General features: G+C 67.5%; 20 protein-coding genes. 8 read left to right on the top strand and 12 right to left on the bottom strand.

Annotated features, from left to right (window positions below):
• Positions 1 to 78: 78 nt before the first annotated feature.
• From OXG79_04490 to OXG79_04480, 3 genes are read right to left on the bottom strand one after another with little or no spacing between them, the layout of a single operon-like run.
• Complete coding sequence (locus tag OXG79_04490) at positions 79 to 615, bottom strand: GNAT family N-acetyltransferase (protein MCY3783025.1); 537 nt, start codon at positions 613 to 615, stop codon at positions 79 to 81.
• Complete coding sequence (locus OXG79_04485; protein MCY3783024.1) at positions 612 to 1,820, bottom strand: CoA transferase; 1,209 nt, start codon at positions 1,818 to 1,820, stop codon at positions 612 to 614. Before OXG79_04485 ends, OXG79_04490 begins: the two co-directional genes overlap by 4 nt.
• Before the next feature lie 31 nt (positions 1,821 to 1,851).
• Positions 1,852 to 2,676 carry a sulfite exporter TauE/SafE family protein gene (locus OXG79_04480; protein ID MCY3783023.1) on the bottom strand — a complete coding sequence of 275 codons (825 nt, stop codon included), beginning with the start codon at positions 2,674 to 2,676 and terminating at the stop codon, positions 1,852 to 1,854.
• Positions 2,677 to 2,755: 79 nt separating this feature from the next.
• On the opposite strand from OXG79_04480, the gene OXG79_04475 reads away from it, so the two are divergent.
• From OXG79_04475 to tatB, 4 genes are all read left to right on the top strand, one after another.
• On the top strand, positions 2,756 to 4,744 hold the full coding sequence (locus OXG79_04475; protein MCY3783022.1) for a glycogen debranching enzyme N-terminal domain-containing protein: 1,989 nt from the start codon (positions 2,756 to 2,758) through the stop codon (positions 4,742 to 4,744).
• 5 nt (positions 4,745 to 4,749) lie between these two features.
• Positions 4,750 to 5,637, top strand: a complete 888-nt coding sequence (locus OXG79_04470; protein MCY3783021.1) for an alpha/beta hydrolase — start codon at positions 4,750 to 4,752, stop codon at positions 5,635 to 5,637.
• Positions 5,638 to 5,928: 291 nt separating this feature from the next.
• Positions 5,929 to 7,017, top strand: coding sequence for a tartrate dehydrogenase (locus OXG79_04465; protein ID MCY3783020.1), 1,089 nt, complete (start codon positions 5,929 to 5,931; stop codon positions 7,015 to 7,017).
• 87 nt (positions 7,018 to 7,104) lie between these two features.
• Positions 7,105 to 8,385 carry a Sec-independent protein translocase protein TatB gene (gene tatB, locus OXG79_04460; GenBank protein ID MCY3783019.1) on the top strand — a complete coding sequence of 427 codons (1,281 nt, stop codon included), beginning with the start codon at positions 7,105 to 7,107 and terminating at the stop codon, positions 8,383 to 8,385.
• A gap of 45 nt (positions 8,386 to 8,430) precedes the next feature.
• On the opposite strand, the gene OXG79_04455 is transcribed toward tatB, so the two are convergent.
• The 3 genes from OXG79_04455 to OXG79_04445 form a co-directional block, all read right to left on the bottom strand.
• The gene (locus tag OXG79_04455; protein MCY3783018.1) at positions 8,431 to 8,847 is read right to left on the bottom strand and encodes a RidA family protein; all 417 of its coding nucleotides are present in this window, start codon (positions 8,845 to 8,847) and stop codon (positions 8,431 to 8,433) included.
• A gap of 57 nt (positions 8,848 to 8,904) precedes the next feature.
• The gene (locus tag OXG79_04450) at positions 8,905 to 9,660 is read right to left on the bottom strand and encodes a hypothetical protein (GenBank protein MCY3783017.1); all 756 of its coding nucleotides are present in this window, start codon (positions 9,658 to 9,660) and stop codon (positions 8,905 to 8,907) included.
• Between the two features lie 140 nt (positions 9,661 to 9,800).
• Entirely contained in the window at positions 9,801 to 11,021 is a 1,221-nt protein-coding gene (locus tag OXG79_04445; protein ID MCY3783016.1) for a pentapeptide repeat-containing protein, read from the bottom strand.
• Between the two features lie 143 nt (positions 11,022 to 11,164).
• Between OXG79_04445 and OXG79_04440 the strand changes: the two genes are divergently transcribed.
• The gene (locus OXG79_04440) at positions 11,165 to 12,127 is read left to right on the top strand and encodes an ABC transporter permease (GenBank protein ID MCY3783015.1); all 963 of its coding nucleotides are present in this window, start codon (positions 11,165 to 11,167) and stop codon (positions 12,125 to 12,127) included.
• Positions 12,128 to 12,138: 11 nt separating this feature from the next.
• The gene (locus OXG79_04435; GenBank protein ID MCY3783014.1) at positions 12,139 to 13,113 is read left to right on the top strand and encodes an ABC transporter permease; all 975 of its coding nucleotides are present in this window, start codon (positions 12,139 to 12,141) and stop codon (positions 13,111 to 13,113) included.
• 273 nt (positions 13,114 to 13,386) lie between these two features.
• Here the strand turns inward: OXG79_04435 and OXG79_04430 are convergent, their stop codons facing one another.
• The 3 genes from OXG79_04430 to OXG79_04420 all read right to left on the bottom strand — a co-directional run bounded on the left by OXG79_04430 (position 13,387) and on the right by OXG79_04420 (position 17,233).
• On the bottom strand, positions 13,387 to 15,279 hold the full coding sequence (locus OXG79_04430; protein ID MCY3783013.1) for an ABC transporter substrate-binding protein: 1,893 nt from the start codon (positions 15,277 to 15,279) through the stop codon (positions 13,387 to 13,389).
• Positions 15,280 to 15,437: 158 nt separating this feature from the next.
• Positions 15,438 to 16,238 carry a phytanoyl-CoA dioxygenase family protein gene (locus OXG79_04425; protein MCY3783012.1) on the bottom strand — a complete coding sequence of 267 codons (801 nt, stop codon included), beginning with the start codon at positions 16,236 to 16,238 and terminating at the stop codon, positions 15,438 to 15,440.
• A gap of 44 nt (positions 16,239 to 16,282) precedes the next feature.
• A complete protein-coding gene (locus OXG79_04420; protein ID MCY3783011.1) occupies positions 16,283 to 17,233 on the bottom strand; it encodes an aldo/keto reductase in 951 nt (316 codons plus the stop codon).
• A 130-nt stretch (positions 17,234 to 17,363) separates the two neighbouring features.
• Between OXG79_04420 and OXG79_04415 the strand changes: the two genes are divergently transcribed.
• Positions 17,364 to 18,461 carry a Gfo/Idh/MocA family oxidoreductase gene (locus OXG79_04415; GenBank protein MCY3783010.1) on the top strand — a complete coding sequence of 366 codons (1,098 nt, stop codon included), beginning with the start codon at positions 17,364 to 17,366 and terminating at the stop codon, positions 18,459 to 18,461.
• Here OXG79_04415 and OXG79_04410 read toward each other — a convergent pair.
• The gene (locus tag OXG79_04410; protein ID MCY3783009.1) at positions 18,458 to 19,507 is read right to left on the bottom strand and encodes a sialidase family protein; all 1,050 of its coding nucleotides are present in this window, start codon (positions 19,505 to 19,507) and stop codon (positions 18,458 to 18,460) included. The two genes, OXG79_04415 and OXG79_04410, sit on opposite strands and share 4 nt — an antisense overlap.
• A 156-nt stretch (positions 19,508 to 19,663) precedes the next feature.
• Here OXG79_04410 and OXG79_04405 point away from each other — a divergent pair, with 156 nt between their 5' ends.
• A complete protein-coding gene (locus OXG79_04405; protein ID MCY3783008.1) occupies positions 19,664 to 21,271 on the top strand; it encodes a sialidase family protein in 1,608 nt (535 codons plus the stop codon).
• Positions 21,272 to 21,301: 30 nt separating this feature from the next.
• Here OXG79_04405 and OXG79_04400 read toward each other — a convergent pair whose 3' ends face one another.
• Together OXG79_04400 and OXG79_04395 are read right to left on the bottom strand one after the other, a co-directional pair.
• The gene (locus OXG79_04400; GenBank protein ID MCY3783007.1) at positions 21,302 to 22,114 is read right to left on the bottom strand and encodes an endonuclease/exonuclease/phosphatase family protein; all 813 of its coding nucleotides are present in this window, start codon (positions 22,112 to 22,114) and stop codon (positions 21,302 to 21,304) included.
• A gap of 259 nt (positions 22,115 to 22,373) precedes the next feature.
• Positions 22,374 to 23,507, bottom strand: a complete 1,134-nt coding sequence (locus OXG79_04395) for a hypothetical protein (GenBank protein MCY3783006.1) — start codon at positions 23,505 to 23,507, stop codon at positions 22,374 to 22,376.
• Positions 23,508 to 23,509: the final 2 nt, after the last annotated feature.

Below are 23,509 nucleotides of genomic sequence, written 5' to 3'. Positions count from 1 at the left end.
CTACGCGCGATGGGCGCACGCGGCGGCGTGCGACGGGCTGCCAATCAGCAACCGATTGAACCGCGGCGAGCTTAGCATTTAGGGTCGGGCATCCGGCCTTGCGCCGTAGCTTCGCCGGCGCAGGAAGACGAGCTCGCCACGCAGGTCTGTGGTCGCGTGGTAGGCGTGGAAGCCCCACTTCTCATACAAGCGGCGGGCGTAGGCGTTGGGACCGTCGACGCCGATGGTGAGCACGTCGGCGCCGCGCGCCTCGGCTTCGTTCGAGGCAGCACGGGTCAAGGCCTCGGCAATGCCCAAGCGTCGAAACGACGGCGCCACGATGAGCGTATGCAGATAGGCGGCCCGCCGTCCGTCCGCGATGCCGCGATCGAGATGTCGATGCCGGATCCACAACTGGCCGACGAGCGCCCCATTGAATGTCGCCACAAGGCCGGACTGGACGTTTTGGCGCTGCTCATCGAAATACCGCCGCAGCACGCGCCGCTGGGCGATCCGCCGCTCGGGACCCCAGAGCTCGCTCATGGCCTCGAGATCCTCCAGCGCGGCGCGCCGAATCTCGATCGGCGTGTCGATGGTCACCCGGTGCGATCCGTCGGCCGCGACTTCGATCGTCATGGCGACGGGGGTTCGGGGACGCCGATGGCGCCGTCGCGTTCGAGGCGCTCGAGCTCAGCGGCGTCCACCCCGAGCAACTCCCGCAGCACGGGACGCGTGTGGTCGCCCAAGGCGGGGGCCGGATCGCCGAGGTCGATCTCCACGCCAGTCGCCTTGATGGGGGCGCCCGGCACCGGCAGCCGGCCGACGTGCGGCTGGTCCATCTCCACGATCATGTCGCGGGCTCGCAGGTGGGGATCGTTCAAGAGGTCCGACATACGGTTGACTTTCGCACAGGGGATGCCGGCCTCGAGCAAGATTTCCAGCCAATGGTCCGTCCCATGCGCGCGCAGCACGCCCTCCATGGCAACGGCCAATTCTTCGGCGCGATCGGCCCGAAGCGCGTTGGTGGTGAATCGCGGGTCGTCCGCCAACGCCGGCGACTCGAGCGCGGCGCACAGCCGCCGCCAGAGCGCATCGTTGCCGCAGGCGATCACGATCTGTCCGTCGGCCGTGGCGAAGGTGCTGAAGGGCGCAATGGCGGGGTGCCGGTTGCCGATGGGGCCGGGGTCTTCGCCGCTGACCCAGTAGCGCGCCATGGCGTTTTCGACCACGGCCACCACCGCGTCCATCATGGCGAGGTCGACATGACAGCCCTCGCCGGTGCGTTCGCGGCGTTGCAGCGCAGCCAGCACCGCGATGGTGGCGTAAAGCGCGGGCACGATGTCGCCCAAGGAAGCCCCCACGCGCGTGGGACCGCCGCCGGCGGGCCCGGTGATCCCCATGAGACCGCCCATGGCCTGGATGATGACGTCGTAGGCCCCCCGATCACGGTAGGGGCCGACCTGGCCGAAACCCGAGAGCGAGACGTAGACGATGCCGGCGTTTCGCTCGTGGACCACGTCGTAGCCGAGACCGAGCCGTTCGAGCGTGCCGGGTCGGTAGTTTTCGACGAGCACGTCGGCGCGCGCGGCGAGACCAAGGGCCAACTCGACCGCCCGCGGGTGCTTGAGGTTGAGCACCACGCTCTCCTTGCCGCGGTTGATGCTGGCGAAGTAGAGGCTGTGCCCGTCGACGAAGGGCCCCATGCCGCGGGCCTCATCACCCTCGGGGCTTTCGATCTTGATGACGCGCGCGCCAAGATCGGCGAGCGTCATGGTGCAGAATGGCCCGGCGAGCACCCGCGTGAAGTCCAGAACCAGGGCGCCGTCGAGGAATCCGGCCATCAGGGACTCATCCAGACCCGTCGCCGCCGATTCACGACGCGGTTGAGCGCGCCGCGCGGATGCGCTGCAGCAGCCATCCCTGGACGCCAACCATGCGCTGCGCCGAGTAGAGCGCGAACACGGCGAACAGGATGCGCAAGCCGAAGGCGGGAATGAACTGGGCAAACTGCGCGCCCACGGCGCCGCCCACGATGCCCCCGGCGGCGATATAGAGGGCCCAGCGAAAGTCGACGTTGCCCTGGCGAAAGTGCTGCGCGGCTCCGGAAATCGCGGTGGGAACGATGACGGCCAGCGAGATGCCCTGGGCGACGTGCTGCTCGATGCCCATCACGATGACCATGGCGGGAACCATGACGATGCCGCCGCCCACACCCATGGTCCCGGCCACCAGGCCGGTGACCGTTCCAGCGATCAGCGCCGCGACGATGACCTGGAGCCCTTCCATCTGCCCGAACATGGCGGCGCTCTGCGCCGAGAGCAGCAGCCGAATCGCCGTGAGCATGAGGAGCACGGCGAACCCGCGCCGCAGGACGGTGGCGTTGAGGTGCTTGGTGAGCCGGGCGCCCACGACTGCGAAGCCGACCGACGTGCCGGCCAACGAGACCACGATGAGCCAGTCCATCCCGTGTGCGATCCAGTAGGGAATCACCGCGCTGATGGCGATCGGCACGATCATGGCCAGCGAGGTGCCATGCGCCCGGTGCTGGGTCATGGCCAGGATCGCGACCATCAGGGGCACCATGACGATGCCCCCGCCCACGCCCACAAGCCCGCTGATCAGACCACCGGTGAGGCCGATCGCGATGACAAAGGGGGCGGGCGGGCGCCGGGCAGGCGACGCTGGCGGAGACGACATGGGGTTGGCGGATTATAGGGAGGCAGGCGGGCGCCGCCGCGTATACTCTGGCGCCGCCGACGTGTAGATGGGGAGCGCCGTGTCCTCCCCGCCGCAGGTTCCCAACCTCCGCCTGGCTGCGTCCCTCTTCGGACAGCAGCTCGATCCCCTGCGTGAGCGCGAGTGGCTCGTCACGAACGGCCTTGGAGGCTATGCCGCCGGCACGGTGGGCGGGCCCGCCACGCGCCGCTACCACGGATTGCTCGTGGCTGCGGCTCCCCCGCCCAACGCCCGTTGGGTGATGGTGGCGGGCGCCCAGGTCCAGGCCACCGTGGGCGACGAGTGCTCTTGGCTGAGCACGCACGAGTACCTGGACGGCACGATCCACCCGGACGGCTACCGCCACCTGGCCGGATTCGAGCTGATCGGAAGTCGACCGAACTGGACCTGGAACGTTGCCGGGCAGACGCTGCGGGGCGACCTGTGGATGCCGTACGGCGCCAACCAGACGGTGATTCGCTATCGCAACGATGGCGAGGCGCCGGTCGAGCTGGAATGGCAACCGCTGGTGACCTTGCGGTGGTTTCATCAACTGGTCACCGGAGCGCGTGAGGTCGAACTTGTGCAGGCCTCGGACACGTGCGTGGTGATGACGTCAGGCGATGCGCCGCCGCTGGTCGTGGACCACAGCGGCTGGGAGTTCCATGTGGCGCCCGACTGGCACTGGAACCTGGCGCGCGCGATCGAGCGGGGCCGCGGCTTCGACGATCACGAAGACGCATTCACGCCGGGCGTCTTTCGCACGACTATCCAGCCGGGAGGCTCCGCCTCGCTGGTGCTGGCCGCCGGCGAGCCGGAGGATCTCGGCGACGTCGAGCGCGAGCCGTCCGCCACGGACCGGCGCGCCGCGGAACTGGTGGACGGGTGCGCAAGCGATCTCGAAGCCCAGTTGCGACTGGCCGCGGACCAGGTCCTGGTGCGGCGGGGCGGGCCGGCGCACGCCGCGCTGCCGAATACGGTGATCGCCGGCTATCCCTGGTTCGGCGATTGGGGGCGCGACACGTTCATCGCGCTTCCGGGTCTGTGCCTGGCGACGGGGCGAACCGACGTGGCGCGAGCCATCTTGGTGGCATACGCGAGCTTCGTGGACCAGGGCATGGTCCCGAACCGGTGGCCGGATGCCGGAGATGCTCCGGAATACATCTCGGTCGACGCGGCGCTGTGGTTCCTCCACGCCCTCGAGGCCTACGTGGACGCCACGGGCGATACGGAGATCCTGGAAGGGCTGGGCACCGCCGTGCTGGACGTCGTGGAATGGCACGTTCGCGGCACGCGCCACGGGATCCGCATGGACCCGGAGGACGGCCTGATCACCCAGGGCGCCGAAGGTCTGCAGCTCACCTGGATGGACGCCAAGGTCGGCGAATGGGTGGTCACGCCGCGACGCGGGAAGCCGGTGGAGATCAATGCGCTGTGGTGGCGCGGGCTGAGGTTTGCCGCCCGCGCGTTCGAAAGCCTGCAGTGGGACGCGGGCGATACCCGCGAGCTCGCGGACCAGGCGGCGGCATCGTTTGCGCGGCGGTTCTGGAATGCCGAAACCGGCTGCCTCTACGACGTGGTGGATGGGCCGTCGGGCGACGAACCAGCCATCCGTCCCAACCAAGTCATCGCATTGGCGGTGGCTCCGGATTTGCTGCCAGCGGCCCGGGCCGAGTCGGTGCTGCAGGTGGTGGAGCGGGACCTGGTTACGCCCGTCGGCCTGCGCAGCCTGTCGCCGGGCGACGCGGCCTATCGGCGCGAGTATGGCGGCGATCCGGTCCAGCGCGACGGCGCCTATCATCAAGGGCCCATCTGGAGCTGGTTGCTTGGCATGTATGTGCGCGCAGCCGTGGCCCTCGGTCGGACGCAGCGCGATCTGGAATGGATCGAAGGCGGCTTGGAACGTCACTTGGCTGAAGGCGCAATCGGCACAGTCAGTGAGATATTCCAGCCGGAGTCCCCATACGCGCCGGACGGCGCGTTTGCCCAGGCCTGGGGCGTTGGGGAGTGGCTGTGGGCGCTGCACGAGTTGCGGCGCGCTCCCGCGTGAGCCCAATGGATGATCACTGGCCGACCCTGAGCGGCAAGCGCGTCGAGTTGGCCTCGGGCGTGTGCCACTACCGCGAAGCGGGAGACGGCGGCCCGACCATCGTGCTGCTCCACGGCTTGGCCACCGATTCGCGCATCTACGGCCGCCTGCAATTGCTGCTAGCGGAAACGGCGCACACGGTTGCTCCGGACCTCCTTGGCTGGGGCTTCTCGGAACCCAATGAGGGTCTGGCGTTCAGCTTCGATACGGTTGACCGCACCGTGGCCCAGTTCATCGAGGCGCGAGGCCTGGAGGACGTCGTGCTGGTGGGGCACGAGATGTCGGGTCCCGCGGCGATTCGTTGGGCGGCGGCGAATCCCGGGCGGACTCGCGGCCTGGTGCTGCTCAACACCTACTACGGCTGGAACTCGGCTCGCATGCCGCCAGTGCTGAAGGTCCTTCACGCGCCAGTCGTCGGCGGCGTGCTGCAGCTTGCGATCGGCGCCTTGCGGACGAAGCTCTTCGACCCGCTGTACCGCTGGCAAATGGGCCGCGTCTGGGCGGCGCGAACTCCCCTCTCCGACGCGTTGACCCGCACGCTGTGCGAGACGATTTCGACGTCCGCGTTCGCACGCCGTGCGCTGCACCGGATCAATGACGAGTTGCCGGCTCAGATCAACGCCAACCAACGGCGCCTGGACATGCTGGCGCAGCTGCAGTGCCGCACGCTGATCGTGTGGGGTGGGCGTGATCCGTACCTCGGTCCCCACGTGGCGCGCCAATTCCGCCGGCTAATCCCAAATTCCGAGTTGCACCTCATCCACGACGTGGGGCATTACGTGCAGGCGGAGGCGGCCGAAGACGTGGCGGGCGCCATCGGCGCGTTCGTGGAGCGGTGCCGGGGCGAGGCCTAGCAGGCGGATCTCACATCGGGAGATGCGTTGGGGCCGGATTTCCTCGACTCACAAACGAAGTGCAACGCCTGGCGAAAGGGCGTCCGCAAGAAGTTGACAGGCGTTGTGCCCAATCGCCTGCCCCTTAGATTCCTCGCTTCGCTCGGAATGACAGATCGGACGAAGTGACAGATCGGACGGAATGACGGGCCGGTCGCGTGAATGGCGGGGCCGTGTTGCCGGCTGTCCGGATCACCCGCTCGAACTGCCTCCGTATACTCGCCAGCGCAGCTCCGCACCCAACTACGTGAGATGAGCACACACCGCATCGCCCTGCTTCCCGGCGACGGCATCGGCGTCGACGTGGTCCGTGAAGGGCAACTGGTCCTCGACACACTGGCCCAGGCGACCGGAGCCATGCGGTGGGACATGCAGGAATTCCCTTGGAGCTGCGACTACTACCTGGAGCACGGCCAGTACATGCCGGACGACGCGCTCGACATCCTGGATGGCTTTGACGCGATCCTCTACGGCGCCTGCGGGTTGCCGGACGTGGTGCCGGACGAAATTTCCCAGCACCAGGGGGTGCTGCGGGTTCGGCAAGGATTCGAGCTCTACGTCAATCTACGTCCGGCACGCCTGCTGCCCGGTCTGCCGACCCCGCTGGCGGGCAAGGGGCCGGGCGATTTCGACTTGTTGTGCGTACGGGAGAATTCGGAAGGGGAATATGCGGGATGCGGTGGGCGCGTTCACAGGGGCTCGTCGTACGAGGTGGCGCTGCAGACCACGGTGTTCACCCGTGAGGGTGTCGAGCGCATCATTCGCTATGCGTTTGACATGACCAAGCGCTTGGGTCGACGCCACGTGACCAACGTGACCAAATCCAACGCGCTGCAGTTCGCGCCGGTGTTTTGGGACGAGGTGTTCGAGGAAGTGGCCGCCGACTATCCCGGCATCACCACCGACCGGAATCTGGTGGACGCGGCGGCGGCGCGGATGGTGAGCAGTCCCGAGACGTATGACGTGCTCGTGGCGTCGAACCTCTTTGGCGACATCTTGTCGGACATCGGCGGCGCGCTGATGGGCAGTTTGGGCGTTCCGGCGAGCGCCAACATCAACCCCGAGGGCGCGCACCCGCCCATGTTCGAGCCGGTGCACGGGTCGGCGCCTGACATCGCGGGCCAGGGCATCGCGTCGCCGATCGCGACGATCTGGGCCACCTCGATGATGGTGGAGCACCTTGGCCATCCGGAGGAAGCCGAGCTGGTGATGGGCGCGCTGGGCGACGTGACGGCTTCCGGCGTATTGACGCCGGATCTTGGCGGCGACGCCACCACCACGGAGTGCGGCGCGGCCGTGCGCGACGCCTTGCGGGCTCGCGCGGTATCCGCCGCGGCGTAGCACCAACTCTTGTCCGCGCGCCCAATGACCCCTAGGATGGAATTCCTGCTTCACCGCGAAGCCCGCGCGACGCACTAGGCCAGCTTTATGTTCGGCGTCGGCCTCGAAGAATTCATCGCGATCATCATGGTCGCGCTCATCGTCTTGGGCCCCGAGCGGTTGCCGATCGCCATGCGCCACGTCGGTCGCTGGGTGCGCAAGCTGCGCGACATGTCGCGGGAGTTCCGACGCGAGTTCGCCGAAGAGTTCGCCTTCATCCAGGAGGAGATGAGCGAACTGCGCAAGGAGGCGGACGCCACCCGCAGCGAGCTGGCGGAAATCCGGCGCGAACTCGGCCAGACGGTCCAAGAGACCACCGACGAGGTCACGAGCATTAGGGACGACGTTGTGTCGGACGTGCAGGGCGCGGTCGATGCGGTCAGTGGACGGGATTCGGCTTCCACGCCGGCGCTCCCGCCTCCGGCCACGACCACCGAGAATGGCGCGGCGGTGGCGAACGGCGAGCAGAAGCCCGCGCGCATGCCGACGTTTGCCCCGAACCCCGCGGACGCAATGGCGCAGGCCATTTCGGAGACGTTTTCCGCCAACGGAGTCACCGCGTCGGAGAACGGGGCCGTGGACGCGGCGGAGGCGCCGGAGCCCGCCGCCAGACCCGACGCACCGCCAGCGCGGCTGGAGGCCTTTGCTCCCGACGTGGGCGAGCCGGAACGGCCGCCGGACCTGCACCCGGCGGCGCCTGTGCTGCCGCCGCCGCGGGAAGCCCTTCCCGAGCCGCCTGCCCCACCCGCCCCGGCCGAGCCGGCGGCATCGCCGGAGGCCGCGCCGTCGGTCGGCATTGGCAAGGCGCCCGAGCCTGGGCTGCGAAACCAGCTTGGCGGCTTCATGCGCCTGATCATCATGAAGGCGCTGGAAACCGATTCCGCGTTTCGCGAACAGGCGGAAGAGGCGCTGCGCGCGCAGGCGCGCGCCGACGCCGTGGCCGCCGCCGAGGGCGACGAAGACCCCGACATCCTGGATCTCGTGGCCGCGTGGGTGCGCCAGCGGCGCCAGCTCGTCGGGAGCGAGCACATCACGGTGCGGCAGAAGGCGCCCGAGTCAGCCATTGTCGAGCTATTCGAGTGTCCCTATGGGCTCAAGACAGGCGACGCGCACCCGGTGTGCGACGTGAGCAACGTCTACGACGCGGCATTTTTTGAGCAGTTCGACATGACGGCGATGTACGCCACGCGCATGTCGGACGGCGCGGCGCACTGCAAGCTGATGGTGGTCACCAACGAGCGCCTGAAGGCGGTCGAGCAGGGCGAGGCGGAGTCCGGGGCGGAGGGCGAAGCCGCCGAAGCCGAAGAATTGGCGCCGCCGGCAAGCTGAGACGACGGTGCGTGGGGCGCGCTCGAACGACCGGCGGTGATTGGCTTAGTCGACGACCGCGATGGTGGTGATCTCGACCAGCAGATCCTCGCGCACGAGTCCCGGGATAATCAGCAGGGTGTTGGGCGGGTAGGTGCCGTCGGGGTAGCACTCGGCGAAGGCCTCGCGGCGCGCGTCCAGGAAGGGTTGAACGGCGTCGCGTCCGACCACGTAGGTGGTGAACTGCACGACGTTCGCCCACGATGCGCCGGCGCTTTCGAGCAGCCGCCCGATGTTGCGGAACGTTTCGAGCGTCTGTGCATGCGCGCCGCCGTCACCGGTGAGGCTTCCGGCCGCGTCGAGGCCAACTTGTCCCGCCAGGTAGAGGGTCCTGCCGCCGGAGGACTCGGCCACATGGGAATAGGCGCCGATGGGCGGATGCACGCCGGCCGGGTTGTTGACCGATGGGTTGCCGTTGGGCATCAGTCGTGCTTCCTCACTCGGCGCGGAGCGTCATGCGCCGGCGATCCCAGGCCCCGATCACAGCTCGACTTCGCGAACCGGCGCCTTGTAGATCAAGTCCTCGATCTGGACGCGAAGCTCGGCGGCGGCGGATTCGAGATCGAACACGATGGACACCGTCTCCTCGCTGCCGGCCAGCAATGATTCGGCGAATATCAGCGGTCGGCCTTCGTAGGCGGGCTTGGGCGTGGTGGATAGCCCGTTCGTCCCCACTTCGTCAAAGCCGTAGCTTGCGCCGCTGGCGTCGATGAGACTCACGCGTTCGGGCGAGTACTGAATAAGCGCCGACGTGGTGTTTTGGAACCTGGCCACCACGACGACGTATACCCCGTTCTTCGGCATGACGTCGCGCCCGAAGTATTGCGGGATGGAGACCACGGTATACACGTCGAGGAGCGTGATTTGGAGATTCGTGTCCGAGACGGCCGTTTCTCCGACGGCGAGATCGGTGCTCTCGGGGGTCGGTTCGGACGTCGCCGGGGCGGCGGTGATCGCGGCGCCCGCGGCGGGAGTCGCCTCGCTTGCAGCTGCTTCGGTCGCGGTTGCCGCGGCATTTGTCGGGGAGGACCCCGCCTCGGCTGCCGCCACGGCCGCTGTTGGGGTCGGGGGCGCCGCAACACTCGAGCCGGCCCTGGCGCGCTCTTCAGCTTGCCGCGCAGCCTCGATGCTGGCGAGCAGCGCCTCTTCACCTGGGGCATACACGATCCGGAGGAGTGCAAGGCCCACGCCAACGACAATCACCGAGGCCACCAGGAACCGCACGCTGCCAGGCATGCGCGCAACGCCGGAGAGTAGAGCCGTCACGACTGCGTCTCTGCCCGAATTTTCACCGGCCATTCGTCCCGTCTACCGCCAGGCGCCGGATGCTCACGCGTGACGGTCGCATCCGATGCTAGGCAGGTAAGCGACGGGCGTCAACGCGCCGCCGCGCCGGGACCGTCGGCTGCGTCCGGCACCACGAGTCCTTCCGGGAGGGTGGCGCCGTCAAGATTGGCGCCGGCGAGGTTCGCACCGGCGAGCGCGGCGTCGGTCAGATCGGCGCCGCTGAGGTTGGCGGCCCGGAGATCGGCATCGGTCAAGATGGCGCCACGCAAGCTGGCGCCGGCAAGCAGCGCTCGACCCAGGTCCGCGCGGCCGAGCTTGGCGAAGCTCAAGTCGGCATCGGGCAGGTCGGCGAAGTGCAAGATGGCGTCTGTGAAGTCGGCGTGACGGAGGTTTGTCCCGCGAAGCCCAGCGCCATAGAGCTGCGAGCCGGCCAGCGTGGCATGGGAAAGATCGGCACGGTCGAGCGTTGCCGCCAGCAGGTCGGACCCGCGGAGATCGGCGCTGCGCCCAACCGTGGAATGCCCGGAGAGGTTGGATTCGGTGAAGTCGACGAAGCGCAGATTGGCCTCGCGGAGGTCCGCGCCCGTCAGGTCGGTGCGGCTGACCTCGGCGCTGTAGAGGCGGGCGCCGTCGAGCCGCACCTCCGAAAGCGCGGCGTCGCGGATCATGGCCTGGGTCAGGTTTGCGCCGGTGAGGGTGGCGCCGCTGACGTCGGTGCCGAACATCCGCGCCCGCGCCAGCACCGAGTCGGTGAAATCGGCCCCGGGCAACTTGGCGTCGGTGAACGACGCCCGCGTCAGGTTCGCATCGGTGATGATGGCTCCTGGGGCCGTGACGCCCTGCAGTTGGATCGAAGACGCCTCGACCCCTGCCATGTGTACGTCGGTGAGCGTGGCGTCGCGCAGCTCCGCCCACACCATCTGCGCGCCCGCGAGCGACGCGCCCACGAAGCGCGAGCGGTGAGCCGCGACGCCGGTCAGATTGGCTCCGTCCAGCCGCGCCCCGCTCAGGTCGGCATCGTCGAGGATCGCCAGCCGCAGATTCGCCCCTCGAAGGTCCGCGCCGACGAGACTCGCGCCGGCAAGATCCGCCCGCTGGAGGTGCACGCCGGCAAGCTCGGCGCCGCGCAGATCCACGCCGGGACAGCGGGTTGGCTCCTGGAGCCACGACTCGGCAAATTCCGACTGAATCACGCACCCGTTGACGATCGTGACGTTCTGGCTGAGGACGATGGCGACCACCAGACCGATCAACGCCGCCACGCCAGACGCCGTCAGCGAAATGACGACCGCACGAACCGTGGTTCCCATGAGATTGGCCACTCGCAAGAGCGTTTCGTCGGCGCGCCCCGCTGCAAGTTGCGGAGCGAGTATGCGCCACGTAGCATGACTGTGCTGGCCATCCGGCGCCGCGATGGCAGGCCAGGCATGCGTCAGCCCGTGGGATTGCCGCGATGACGCAATACATCACCCGGCGAGTATTGATATCTATCCCATTGTTATTTGGGATTTCTGTCATCACGTTCCTCATCATTAATATGGCGCCGGGAGACCCCTTGACCGCGCTCCTCAACCCAGAGGATCAGCTCTCAATCTCCGTGCGCGACGTCGAAGAGTTGAGGCGCCGACTTGGTCTCGACCGGCCGGGACCGGTGCGCTACGCGATCTGGCTCAAAGAGGCGTTGACCGGGAATCTAGGGTACTCATATCAGACAAAGCGCCCCGTGATTGAGATGATTATCGAAAAACTACCGGTGACCATTAGCTTGATGGGAACCGCGCTCGCACTTGCCGTTTCAATTGGGGTGGTATTCGGCGTGCTTTCCGCACTCAGGCAATACTCGATCATCGACTATTCCCTATCCGTCGTCTCATTCTTCATGATCTCAATTCCTCAGTTCTTCTTTGCTCTCTCCGGCATGTTGATCTTCGCGGTGTGGTTGGGCTGGCTGCCCGTCTTCGGCATGTGGACCGCCGGTCGGGATCCCCAGGTGGGGGATGTCATCCGTCACGCGATCCTGCCGATCTCGGCCCTGATGCTGCAGGACATCGCGGTGTACATGCGCTACACGCGAGCGTCGATGCTCGATACGCTTTCCGCGGAGTACGTGCTGACCGCGCGGGCCAAAGGGCTGAGCGAGACGCTCGTCCTCTGGAAGCACGTCTTTCGCAACGCGCTGGTGCCGCTGGTCACGGTTTTGGGGCTTTCGTTGCCCGCGCTCATCGGCGGCGCGCTCATCATCGAGACCATCTTCTCGTGGCCCGGCGTGGGCTCGCTGGCCTACACGTCGCTGCTGCAGCGTGACTATCCGGTGCAGATGGCCGTGTTGCTGATGGGCGCCACGGCGGTCCTCGCCGCCAACCTGCTCACGGACGTGGCCTACGCCTGGGTCGATCCGCGCGTGCGCCACTCGTAAGGCCAAGGCACGTGTCAACGGAGAATCCACCGAACGATCGCCCGCCACCATCCGAGGCGGAGGGCGGCGCGGCCGCCGCGACCGCGCATCGACGCCTGGAAGCGGTCGAGATCCTCGACCTTCCGCCCGAGCTTTCGCCCTGGACTCGGGCGCGGCGGCGCTTCATGTCGCACAAGCTGGCCGTGCTCGGGCTCGCCATTCTCTTCAATATGGTCTTGATTGCGATTTTCGCGGACTTCGTGGCCCCCTACGATCCGACGCGCAACCACCTGCACAAGCTGCTGGCCCCGCCGGACTCGTTGAACTGGCTGGGGACCGACCGGTCCGGTCGCGATACCTTCAGTCGGGTCGTCTACGGATCCCGTGTCTCGCTCTCGGTGGGCGTCGTGGCGGTGTCGATCTACCTGGCGATTGCGTTTGCCATTGGAGCTTCGGCGGGATTGGCGGGCGGTCGCGTCGACAACGTCCTCATGCGCTTCACCGATCTCATCATGACCTTTCCATCGTTCATTCTCATCGTCATCATGGCCGGCATTCTCGGCCCGAGCATCATCAACGTGATGGTGATCATTGGGATCTTCGGCTGGCCTGGACTCGCGCGTCTCATTCGCGGTCAGATCTTGGTCCAGCGCGAGCTGGACTACGTCATCGCGTCACAGGCGCTTGGGGGCAGCCTGCGGCACATCATCCGGCGACATGTGCTGCCCAACGTCGTCGGTCCGGTGTCGGTGGCGGTCACGCTGGGGGTCGCCGGGGCGATTCTTGCCGAGGCCGGGCTGAGCTTCCTGGGTCTCGGCATTTCGGAGCCGGCGGCAAGCTGGGGAACCATGATCAGCAACGCCCGTGGGATCGCGTTCATCGACGCCGCGCCGGCCCTGTGGCTGTCCCCGGGGCTCTCGATTGTCCTGGCCGTGCTGGCGATCTATTTCGTTGGGGACGGACTGCGCGACGCCTTTGACGTGCGGGGCAGCGGGTCGGGGAACTAGCGAAGGCGCTTCCTCAACAAGGCAGGTGTCCGGCAGCCCGCGCTGCGAGCAGCGTGGGATCGGCCGACCCCCTCACCCTAACCCTCTCCCACCGTGGGGAGAGGGGACCCGACCGGCTGCGGTTGAAGCTCCCAGGCTGCACGCAGCCTGGGCCACCGGGGTTACAAGGGCCATCGGAGCCTCAGTCCAAAAGCCACCGGGGCGACGGGGATTGCTCCCCGCCGCCCCGGTGAATGGGCGTCGAGCCGGCCCGCGGCCGGCTCGATCCATGGACTACCCGCTGAAGTCCGTGCCGTCCCAGCGCGGGTCGATCCACACCTTCTCGACCAATGACCGCACCGGCTGCGTGTAGGTGTGCTGCCAGAGCGGTCCCTGCACGCGGCGGTGATAGATGTTGCGCACCGATCCGTACGACATGGGGCCAACGACCATCGTGCCCCGTCCGTGGATGTAGGCCGCAATCTCGTACCAACGCTCCTGCAAGGTGGCGGTGTCGGTGGCCTCGTTGGCCTTCTCGTACAGCGCGTCCAACTCGGGGTCGCAGATGTTCGAGTGGTTGAAGCCGCCGTCGTCATAGACCCAGCCGCACTTCACCCGCTGCCAGCCGTCATTGAGCGTGTTGAAGCCGCCCATGTTGGCGATGACCATGTCGTGCGAGCGCTTCTGGTAGAGCTCCTCGACGACCGCCGAGACGTCGATCTTGAAGAACTCGACGTTGAGCCCCACGTCCGCCCAGTACTGCTGGAGCGCCACATCGCGCGGCCCGGGGTTGCCCCACTTGATGAACCTGATCGCCTGACTGGTGTCGAAACCAGATTCGGCGATGAGCTCGCGGGCCTCGTCCGGGTTGTAGGTCAACTCGCGGTAGGTGCCCGGCGGCGGGTCGGCGATCAGCCCGACGTGCGCGAAGCAGTAGTTGGTGAGGAACCGCGTTCCGCCGTCGAGGGTCTCGATGACGGTCTCGCGGTCGATGGCGAGAATCATCGCCTCGGTCAGCAACGAGATGTCGGTGTTGGCGAAGATCTCGGCGTCCCAGTTGAGGAACAGATTGGCACCGAACGGCGAGCGCTGCGGCAGGCCTTGCAGGTGCGCAAGCTGCCCGAGGCGCTGGAACGACTCCACGCTGCCGGCGCGGATGTAGTCCATCTCTCCGGCCTCGGAGGCCGCGTCGATGGCGTCGCGGTCGCCGTAGCGAATGATCTTGCCGTCAACGTACGGCGCGCCGTAGGCGAAGTCGGAGAAGGACTCCATTTCGAAGAACTGCCCCTCGACGAAGCGCACGGCCTTCATCGGCCCGTTGGCGATCGGCTTGGAGGCGTACTCCGTGCCCTCGAACGCGTCCTCGGGCGCGATGTTCTCGTAGATGTGCTTCGGGTACGGCGGCAGGTGAATGGAGCGGTCCTTGAGCGGTCGCCCCCACCAGCCGGGGTCGGGCCGCCGCAGCGAGACCCGCACGGTCATCTCGTCGATCTTGACCACACCGCCCGCGTCCTCGACGTTGTCGGTGGGGTTTTCCGCCCAGGCCTGCGCACCCTCGATGTCGATGTAGGTGATGTCGCCGAACTTGGCGCCATAGGCCGGGTGGATGGCCATGTGGAAGCCCCAGGTGACGTCGTCGGCGGTGACGGGCACGCCGTCATGCCACTTGACATCGGGGTTGATGTGAAAGTCGTAGACGCGCCCGCCCTCGACCTCATCCCACGAGTTGGCCACCCCGGGGCCCCAGCCTCCGGGCAGCGACGGGGTGCGGCCATCGCCCCACTGATCGCCGTACCAGAGCTGCAGCCAGACCACGTCGTTGACAAAGTGGTGGCTGCTGCTCCACTGGGCGTAGGGGTTCCACGCGTTGGACGCCGGGTTGCCCGTGCCCATGACCAGCGTGCCGCCGCTGACGGGGCCTGTCATCTCCTGCTGCATGGCCGGCGCAGGCGTGACGACGACTTCCTTGACAACCTCCTTGATGACTTCCTGCGTCACGACCCGCTCGACCTCGACCTCTTTGATCACTTCCTTGGTGATCACGGTCTCGACCGGGACTTCCTTGATCACTTCCTTGGTCACGACCTGCGTCTCGCCGCACGCCGCTAGGACAGCCGCGCCGGCCGCGCCAAACAATCCGGCAGCCGCGCCTTGCAACACGCGCCGCCGCGACACCGCTGTACGCATTCCACGCTTCATGACGCACCCCCCAAGGGCTTGCCGGACCGACGCCAGGCGCTGCCAAGTGAACAACCAGCGCCTGGGGACCCAGCACTGATACGTGAACATTACACCGCTGGCTATTTCGCGTTCAAATCAAAGCCGGCCGGCTCGGCAGGGCCGAATCAGGACCAGCGGCGCTCCGGCGGGTCGAAGACGAAGCCGTGGAACAGCGCGCGGCGCTCTGGCGGCAGGCCGGCGTAGAAGGCCTTGGAGTAGCTCCAGTGCTCGGGGTTGCCGACCATGAAGCCGTGCTCGTAGGCGTAGTAGAGCATGATGCGCGACGCGTTGGGATCGGTGCTGGGTCCGCGCGTGTGCCAGACGGCGTTGTGGAACATGAACGCCGTCCCCGGCGGGCCGCAAACCTGGATGGCGCCGGGCATGGTGTCGTAGCCCGCCTGCTGCTCGGACGACGGCTCGGCGGCGCTGCGATGGGAGCCGGGCACGAGGGTGAGGTTGCCCCGTCCGGGCTCGCGCATGTCCGACAGGTAGTAGCCCACCTTGAGCTGCATCAACGGCGTGGGCCGCCCGAGCACACGCAGGTAGCCGCCGTCGGGGTGCCACTGGGGCGGGCGGCCCGAGGCCCCAACCTCCCAGATGGCGTCCGAGGCGTGGAAATGCGGATTGCGGATGAGGAAGGCATGGACGTAGGGCATGAGGGGGCCATAGTCGATAAGGTCCAGCAGCGCCGGGTCGTCCTCGAGGATGTGAAAGATGCGCGTGTTCGGTCCCTCGACGTCGGTCATCCCATTGGTCGGCGTGCCGGCTTCGGCCTGATGGCGGCGGCGTTCCATGACCCGTTCGAGCCGCTCGGTGAGCAGGGCGACGTGGTCGGGGGCAAGGAAACCCGGCAGCACCAAATAGCCACTGGTCTGAAACGCGTAGATCTCGTCGGGGGTCGGGATCATTGGGCTGTCGGTGGTCACGGGCGGCTCACTCAGTCTTGCGCTGCATCGGAGTCGATCCGTCCTCAGCCGTCGGGCGAGTCACTCACCGCCGCTTCGATGGCGTCGAGCTCATCCGGACTCATCGCCCAGCCGACGGTTTCCACGTTCTGCCGGACGTGCTCGGGCCGCGAGGCGCCGGCGATCACGGAGGCGATGACCGGTTGGCGAGCGAGCCAGCTCATGGCCAGCTCAAGCAGGCTATGGCAACTGGCTTCGGCCACGGCGCGCAAGCGCTCGGTCTTGGCGACGTTGGTCGGCGTTCGCCAGCGATCGGCCTGGGAGCCTTCGGCGAGCCGCGTGTCGGCGGGCGCAGCTTCTCCGGGGCGGTACTTCCCGCTGAGCAGCCCGCTCGCGAGCGGGAAATAGGGCAGCAGGGACAAGCCAAAGGCCTCGCAGGCGGGGATGACTTCGGCCTCGACGCTTCGGTCGAGGAGGCTGTAGTGATTCTGCGCCGAGAGGAACGGGGTGACGTTGGCCCGCTCGGCGGCGGCCGCGGCGGCGGCAATCTGCCAGCCGGCAAAGTTGGAATGCCCGATGTAGCGCACCTTGCCCTGGCGGACGAGCAGATCGAGCGCGGACAGCGTCTCCTCGATGGGCGTGTTCGGGTCGGGCCGGTGCATTTGATAGAGGTCGATGTAGTCGGTGCGCAACCGGCGCAGGCTGTCCTCGACGGCCTGCAGGACGTGGCGACGCGAGCCGCCGACCTGCATGGGACCGTCGCCCATGGGCGAGGCGAACTTGGTGGCGATGACCGCGTCGTCGCGACAACCCTTGAGGGCGGCGCCCAGAAACTTCTCCGAGCGACCGTTCTGCCCGTAGCTGTTGCTCGTGTCGAACAGCGTGATACCGACATCCAGCGCGGCGTGGACCACGGCGCGCGTTTGCTTGCGATCGCACCGGCCGCCGAACTGATTGCAGCCGACGCCCACGAGCGAGACTTCCAACCCGGATCGTCCGAGCCGCCGGTAGTCCATGGGCGTCTCCAAGCAGCGGCAACTGGCCCGTATGGTCGGCAAGTATAGGAACGCCGCCCACACGATCGCCCGGTGCGGGCATCATGGGTACAGCAGCCGGGGCGACGGCCCTGAAGAGCGAGTGAACATCATGCCTGCGAAATATCGCGTCGGGATCATTGGGACGGGCCGCAGCGGCGGACTGATCGAAGACGAGCTGCCGGTGGGCGACCGCCGAAAACCCTACGGGCACTTCAGCGCCTACGAGGCGATCGAGGAGACCGAAGTGGTGGCCGTGGCCAACCGCGGGGCGGAACGGCTGCGGCGCTTCAGCGAGCGCTTCGGCGTGACGAACACCTACCTCGACTACCGGGAGATGATCGACACCGAGCGGCTGGACATCGTGAGCGTGACGACGCCCTCGTTCGCCCGCGCCGAGCCGCTGATCTATGCCGCCGAGCACGGCGTGCGGGGCATCTACAGCGAGAAGGGGCTGTGCGCCTCACTGGCCGAGGCCGACCGCATCCACCGCGCCTGCACGGCCAACGGCGTGGCGTTCAACTGGGGGGCGATGCGGCGGCATGACTTGGTGTATACGTCCATGCGGGATGCCATCGCCGCCGGTGAGGTCGGTGCGCCCCAATTTGCCGTCGTCTACGGCTACACGGACATCATCAAACACCACCCACACACGCTGGATACGGCCTCGATGCTCCTGGGCGACCCGCAGCCCATATGGGTGGAAGGCCGCCTGATCGATCCCGGCGATCCCTTCGACCCCGAGCCGCGGCGTCCGCCGCCCAGCTACGATCCGGCGGGACATCGGTATGTCCCGGTGGCGGGCGAGGAAATTGCCGACCCGATGGTGGGGTTCTTCCGGGTCGGGTACGCGACCGGCGCGGAAGGATATTTCATCCCCCGCCGGGGCCAGTGGGACATCGAGGTGCACGGCGATGAGGGACGGGCCGTGGTGTGGGATAACGGAGATTACTCCTCGGTGCGCCTGATCAGGGGCGAGTACGCCGACGTTCGGGAGCGCACGATTCGAGGGATCGCCGAGAGCCCCGCGGTGCTCACAATCCGCAGCATCATCCGGGAACTGGAGACCGGCGAGCGCACGACTGGGAACATTGACGTCACGATGCAGTCGGTCGAAGCGCAGTTTGGCATCGCCCACTCGCACCTCAACGGGGGCGCGCGGGTGTCCCTGCCCGTGGCCGACCGGACGCTCTACATTCCGGGCGGTTAGCCGCCTAAGTCGTCAACGTTGAGTCGCGTCCAGCGGAGGCGCTCGTAGGTCATTTCGTCGCCAGACTCGTAGATCAGCCCCACGGCGCCGTCGCCCAAGTCGCACAGGTCGGAATAGGCGGAGGGTCCGGGATGCACGACGAGCCCGCTCGACCAGGTGCGTCCCCCGTCGTCGCTGCGCCGCACGGTGAGCCGCTCGCGGGCCTCGCTGGCGGCGTTGGCGAAGACGAGCGGCGCGCCGGGACCGCCCGCGCGCACGGCCGAGGCCTGGCAATGGGGGTCGATGAGGTCGTGGTGCCAGTCATCCTCGGCGAACGACTCGCCGCCGTCCACGCTGCGCGCGTAGCGCCGGCGGTAGAGCGGCTGCTCGTCACGCCGGTCGCAGCGCCGGTTGAGATAGAGGCTGCCGTCGTCGAGCTCCACGACCACGCACTCGTTGGTGCCGTCGCCGGTGGTCGCGCCGATGCGCCAGGTCGCGCCTCCGTCGTCACTGAGCAGCAGGTGGGAGCGGCACCAGTCAACATAGCGCTCGTGCTGCACGCCGACGCCGTGATCGCACGGGATGACAAATCGTCCGCTCTGCAGTTGGATGCCGTGACAGGGCCCGGTGGCGTACCACGTCCAACCGGGCCGCTTGACCGCGCTAGTGATCTCGCGGGGTGATGCCCACGTTTTCCCGTCGTCGTCGCTGTGGGTCTGCCAGACGGTGCGCTGGGCTTTGTCCTGCCAGACGAGGTCCTCGGGGCCGTCATGGGGATTGCGGCAGAAGAGCAGCGTGATGCGCCCGGTGTCGCGGTCCACCACGGGGGCCGGGTTGCCGGCCACGTCGCCGCCGCCCGGAACGACAACACGCATCTCATCGAAATCGTCGGCGCCGCGCTCGCGCCGGCGGAGGACGGTGTCGATGTCGCCGGTGTCGTAGCGATTGTTGCGGCGACCCTCGGCAAAAGCCAGCACGGTGCCGGCGGTGGAGACCGCCAGCGCCGGGATGCGGAAGGTGTGATAGCCGTGCCGCCCGGAAATGAATAGGTCTTGAATTTCGTCCATGGCGCCGCCTCGACTCACGTGTCAGGCCACCAGGCCAGCATAAAGCGCCGGAAGTCAGCCCGTTGGCATGGCGCCCGGCTGGACGCGCGACAATGCCCGCGTCAGCGACGACCGCGCCGGTCGGACTCTTGATTCCACGGGCGCAGGAGAAGGACCGTGCTGCTACTCGAACGACACTCATTCGGCGAATCGATCGACCGGGTGGCGCTGCTGCCCGACGGTCGCTTTATCAGCTGGACGACCGAAGGTCCCGGCTTTTACATCGCGCTCGAACAGGGCATCTTCCACGACCCGTGGGCGCGGCAGGATCTCATCATCCGCTACGGGGCCCTTTCCAACGGCACGGTCACCTGGGACGAGCCGCAGCGCGTGATGGCGCTTCCCATTGGCTTCGGCTATTGGGGCAGCGGCCCGATCCTGGTGGACCGCGACGGCGTCATCCACCTCTTTGGCATGCGCATGCTCATCTGGCCCGAGGACATCGAGCGTCCCGGGCGCGACGAGCTGCGCTGCGACGTCTATCACGTCGTCTCGCGCGACGGCGGCGCCAGCTGGGACGGGCCGCAGCGCATCGACTACGGCCACCCCTACACCGGCGCGCTGCGCCAGGCGGCCCAAATCGACAGCGGCCGGATTCTGCTGCCGCTGGAGTACTACGACTGGGACCAGACGGAGGGCATGTATTGCTGCAAGACCTGCTATTCGGACGACGGCGGGCGCACCTGGCGCAACGACTCGACCGAACTGCACGTGGCCTCGGGCGGACGCCACAGCCACTCCGGCGCCAACGAGCCCACGGTGGCGCAACTGGGCGACGGGCGCATCTACAAGATCATCCGCACGCCGGACCGCTTCCAATACGAGTCGTATTCGGACGATGGCCGGATTTGGTCCGAGCCGAAGCGCAGCCGGTTCAAGGCGCCCAACTCGCCGGGCTATCTCTTGCGGCTCAGTGATGGACGCCTGCTGTTTACCTGGAACAACACCCAGGGGCCGCCGCTTGGCGGCGAGCACAAGGAGGTGCATTGCTCGCGGCACGTGGTGAACGTCGCGGTCTCACACGACGACGGGCGCACCTGGAACGGCTACCGCGAGTACGCGCGGCAAGCCCTGCCGGAGTTGCTGAACGATCAGGTCAGCTACCCGCGCATGCTGGAGCTACCCGACGGTCGCGTGCTGATGATGTTTAACCACATCACCGACGCCTGGATGCACGTGGTCACGGACTACGTGATCTTGGACCCCGACCGGCTCGACGAGACCGAGGACCGCGACGACTTCGAGCACGGATTGGACGGGTGGTCGACGAATGGCACCGCGGGGGCATCGGTGGTGGACGCGGACGGCGGACGCGTGCTGCGACTGCGGCACACCGGCGAGTTGCCGCTGGGCGTTGAGCGCAACTTTCCCATCGGCGCTCAGGGCACGCTGTCGCTCGAGGTGCGCCGCGACGAGGGCTCGGCCGGCGTCGATGTGGTGCTCGACGAGACTTTCTGGCGGCCCGACGACCGGCGTCCGGATGCGGCGATTGAGCACGCGCTGGACGAGGAGGCACTGCCTGCCGGCGCATGGACGCCGGTCACCATCCGCTGGGATGTCGCTGCCGACACGGCCATCGCGACTGTCGGAGGAACCGAGTGCACCTTGGCGATCCGAGACGGGCGCTTGGGCCTGAGCTATCTCACGCTGCACGGCCGGGCGACCGCTGCAGAAGGCGGCGCGACCGACGTGCGACGGCTGCGGGTGAAGGTGCAGAACGGCTGAGGCGACCGCCAACGTCCGGGGCCATCGCCGTCAGGCAATGGCGAGATCGACCCAGAGGCCCCAGTGGTCGGACGCGAACAGACCGTCCGAGCGATGCCGAGTTCCGAAGCGCCCTTGGTCCACGATGCGAAGCGGCGTGGAGTCGCGGCGGCGAGCCAGGACGTAGTCGATGCGGATTGGCTGCGCCTCGGGATGGTGCGCCCACGCGCCGTATCCGGACTCCACGGCCCACTGGTTGAACATGGCCGAGCTCGTGGGCCAGGTGGGCGGCGCCGTGGCAAGGGAAGGCACCGACTCGAGTCCGGCGGTCTGCATGAGGCTGAACAGGAGCGAGCTGTGCGGCTGCACGTTCAAGTCGCCCATCAGCACGAGCAAGTCGGAGTCGTCCGCCAGCGGAGCCAGCACGTTGGCCAGCTTCGGCACGGCAACCCGCTGGGCGGCGGGCAACGACGACATTGGCAGGTGCGTGGTCGCCAGCGTGGCCCGGAGTCCATCGATCTCCCACCGCGCGGTGAGCAGCCAGGGCTCGTGAAAGCCGAGGTCGGGAACGGAGTCGCGGTCGGCGAGCCGCAGCCGCGATGTGCCCGCCGGTGGGACGCGGGCCAGCAGCGCCGGACCCATCCGCGCGGATGGGTCCAGCGTCGGTGCGTCGATCCACTCGACGACGGGGATGCCGGTGTCGGCGGCGGCCTGCTCGGGCGTGGACTGGCCGGCCTCCCACGGCCGACGGGCAGCGCGGGCTTCGTGGAGGGCCACGACGTCGGGTTCGAGGTCGGCAAGCTCGACGGCGACGAGCGGGCGCCGGCGCTCCCACTCCCAGGAGAAGCCCCAGATGTTCCACATGGCGACGCGCAGTCCTGCCGGCGGGCGACTTGAAGAGCGGATCTCACGGCTCGCTGGGAGACGACTTGGGGGTGGATTCCCGCCCCGTATCGAGTACGGGGCAGGCTCTCCGCGGGAATGACGGATCAAGTTTCCCTACCCGGGTGCTCGTCGTGCGGCGATTTCGCCCTATCGTGCACCAACCGCCGCCCGGCGCAGGTGACTCCGACAGGGCGTACCAGCAGCCTTCGGGCGATGCGACCGATCGCGTGCAGCGCGGCTAGGCCACCACGAGCAAGTGAGGCGGCGCCCACATGCGCCAGCCGTTGGACGTGGGATCGAGGCCATATATCTGGCGCGGGGTCATCACGGGAGTGTCCGAAGCCCAGGGCGCGCGCGCGTTGTGCTGAAAGATCTTGAGGCCGCGCCACTCGATCTGCGGGTACGCCGTGGGGCTGGTGATGGCGTTGTATTTGTGCACCTTGGCGTTGGGGCTGCCGAAGCCATCGGCGTCGAAGACCAACTCGACTTCAGGGTAGATCTGGATGTTTCGCTTGCCGGGAACCATCGACCACGAGTCGGTGACGTCGTCAACGAACTGATGCACGATGAGCACTTTCTTGTGGGAGAGGCCCTCCTCGCGCACGTAGGCGGCCAGAAGGGCCTGGACCTGGTTGATGCTCTGGGCGGAGAGCATTCCAGTCGGCTTGCCCGGCGTGTCCTGATCGGGCTTGGTCACGAATTCGGGATCAAGCGCCACGTGCACGTTGGGATAGGCCAGATAGCCGGCGTTGATCATTCGCCGGATGAAGTAGGTGGGCGAGAGGCGGCCGATCTGGCTGTCAAGGATGACAGCCATGTTGCGATCCGCCGCCGGCTTGATGTATTCCTCGACCAGATCCACGCCCGACGCGTCGAGGAAGATCATGCAGCTGTCGTCCGCGCCCCGGCAGGAGCGAGCCAGGGCGTAGATCAGATGCGGCGCCACCTTGACCGGCGCTTCCGCGAACTCGGACATGGCGCGAACCCACGGCTCGACGCTGTGTTCCAGCTCGTCAAACGAATTGACCGCTCCGAGCATCCCGAGCACCGGGGCCACGCCGAAACTGCGGCCGTAAACCGAAAGCAACGAGTGTCGCTGCAGGACCGACAGCGGTCCGAGCGGCGTGGCCGGCAGCACGTGCGACCACCAGTCGCAGATGCCTGGATCGGGCTCGGCAGCCTCGCAGATGAGGCCAGCAATTGACTCCGGCGGTTGCGGAGGGCTGTTCTCAGCAGGGGGATGACGGCTGCCCGCCGCGCCGGAGGGCTCGGCCGGTGCCGATGCAGCGGCCACCCTCCCCAAGAGCGTGCCTGCCGCGCCTCCCGACAGCAGCCCCAGGCCCTGCCTGAGGAATGAGCGACGGTCGAACATTC

The organism is Chloroflexota bacterium, from assembly GCA_026706485.1.
GTDB lineage: Bacteria > Chloroflexota > UBA11872 > UBA11872 > UBA11872 > JAJECS01.
This window is presented reverse-complemented; position numbering and strand designations above follow the sequence as displayed.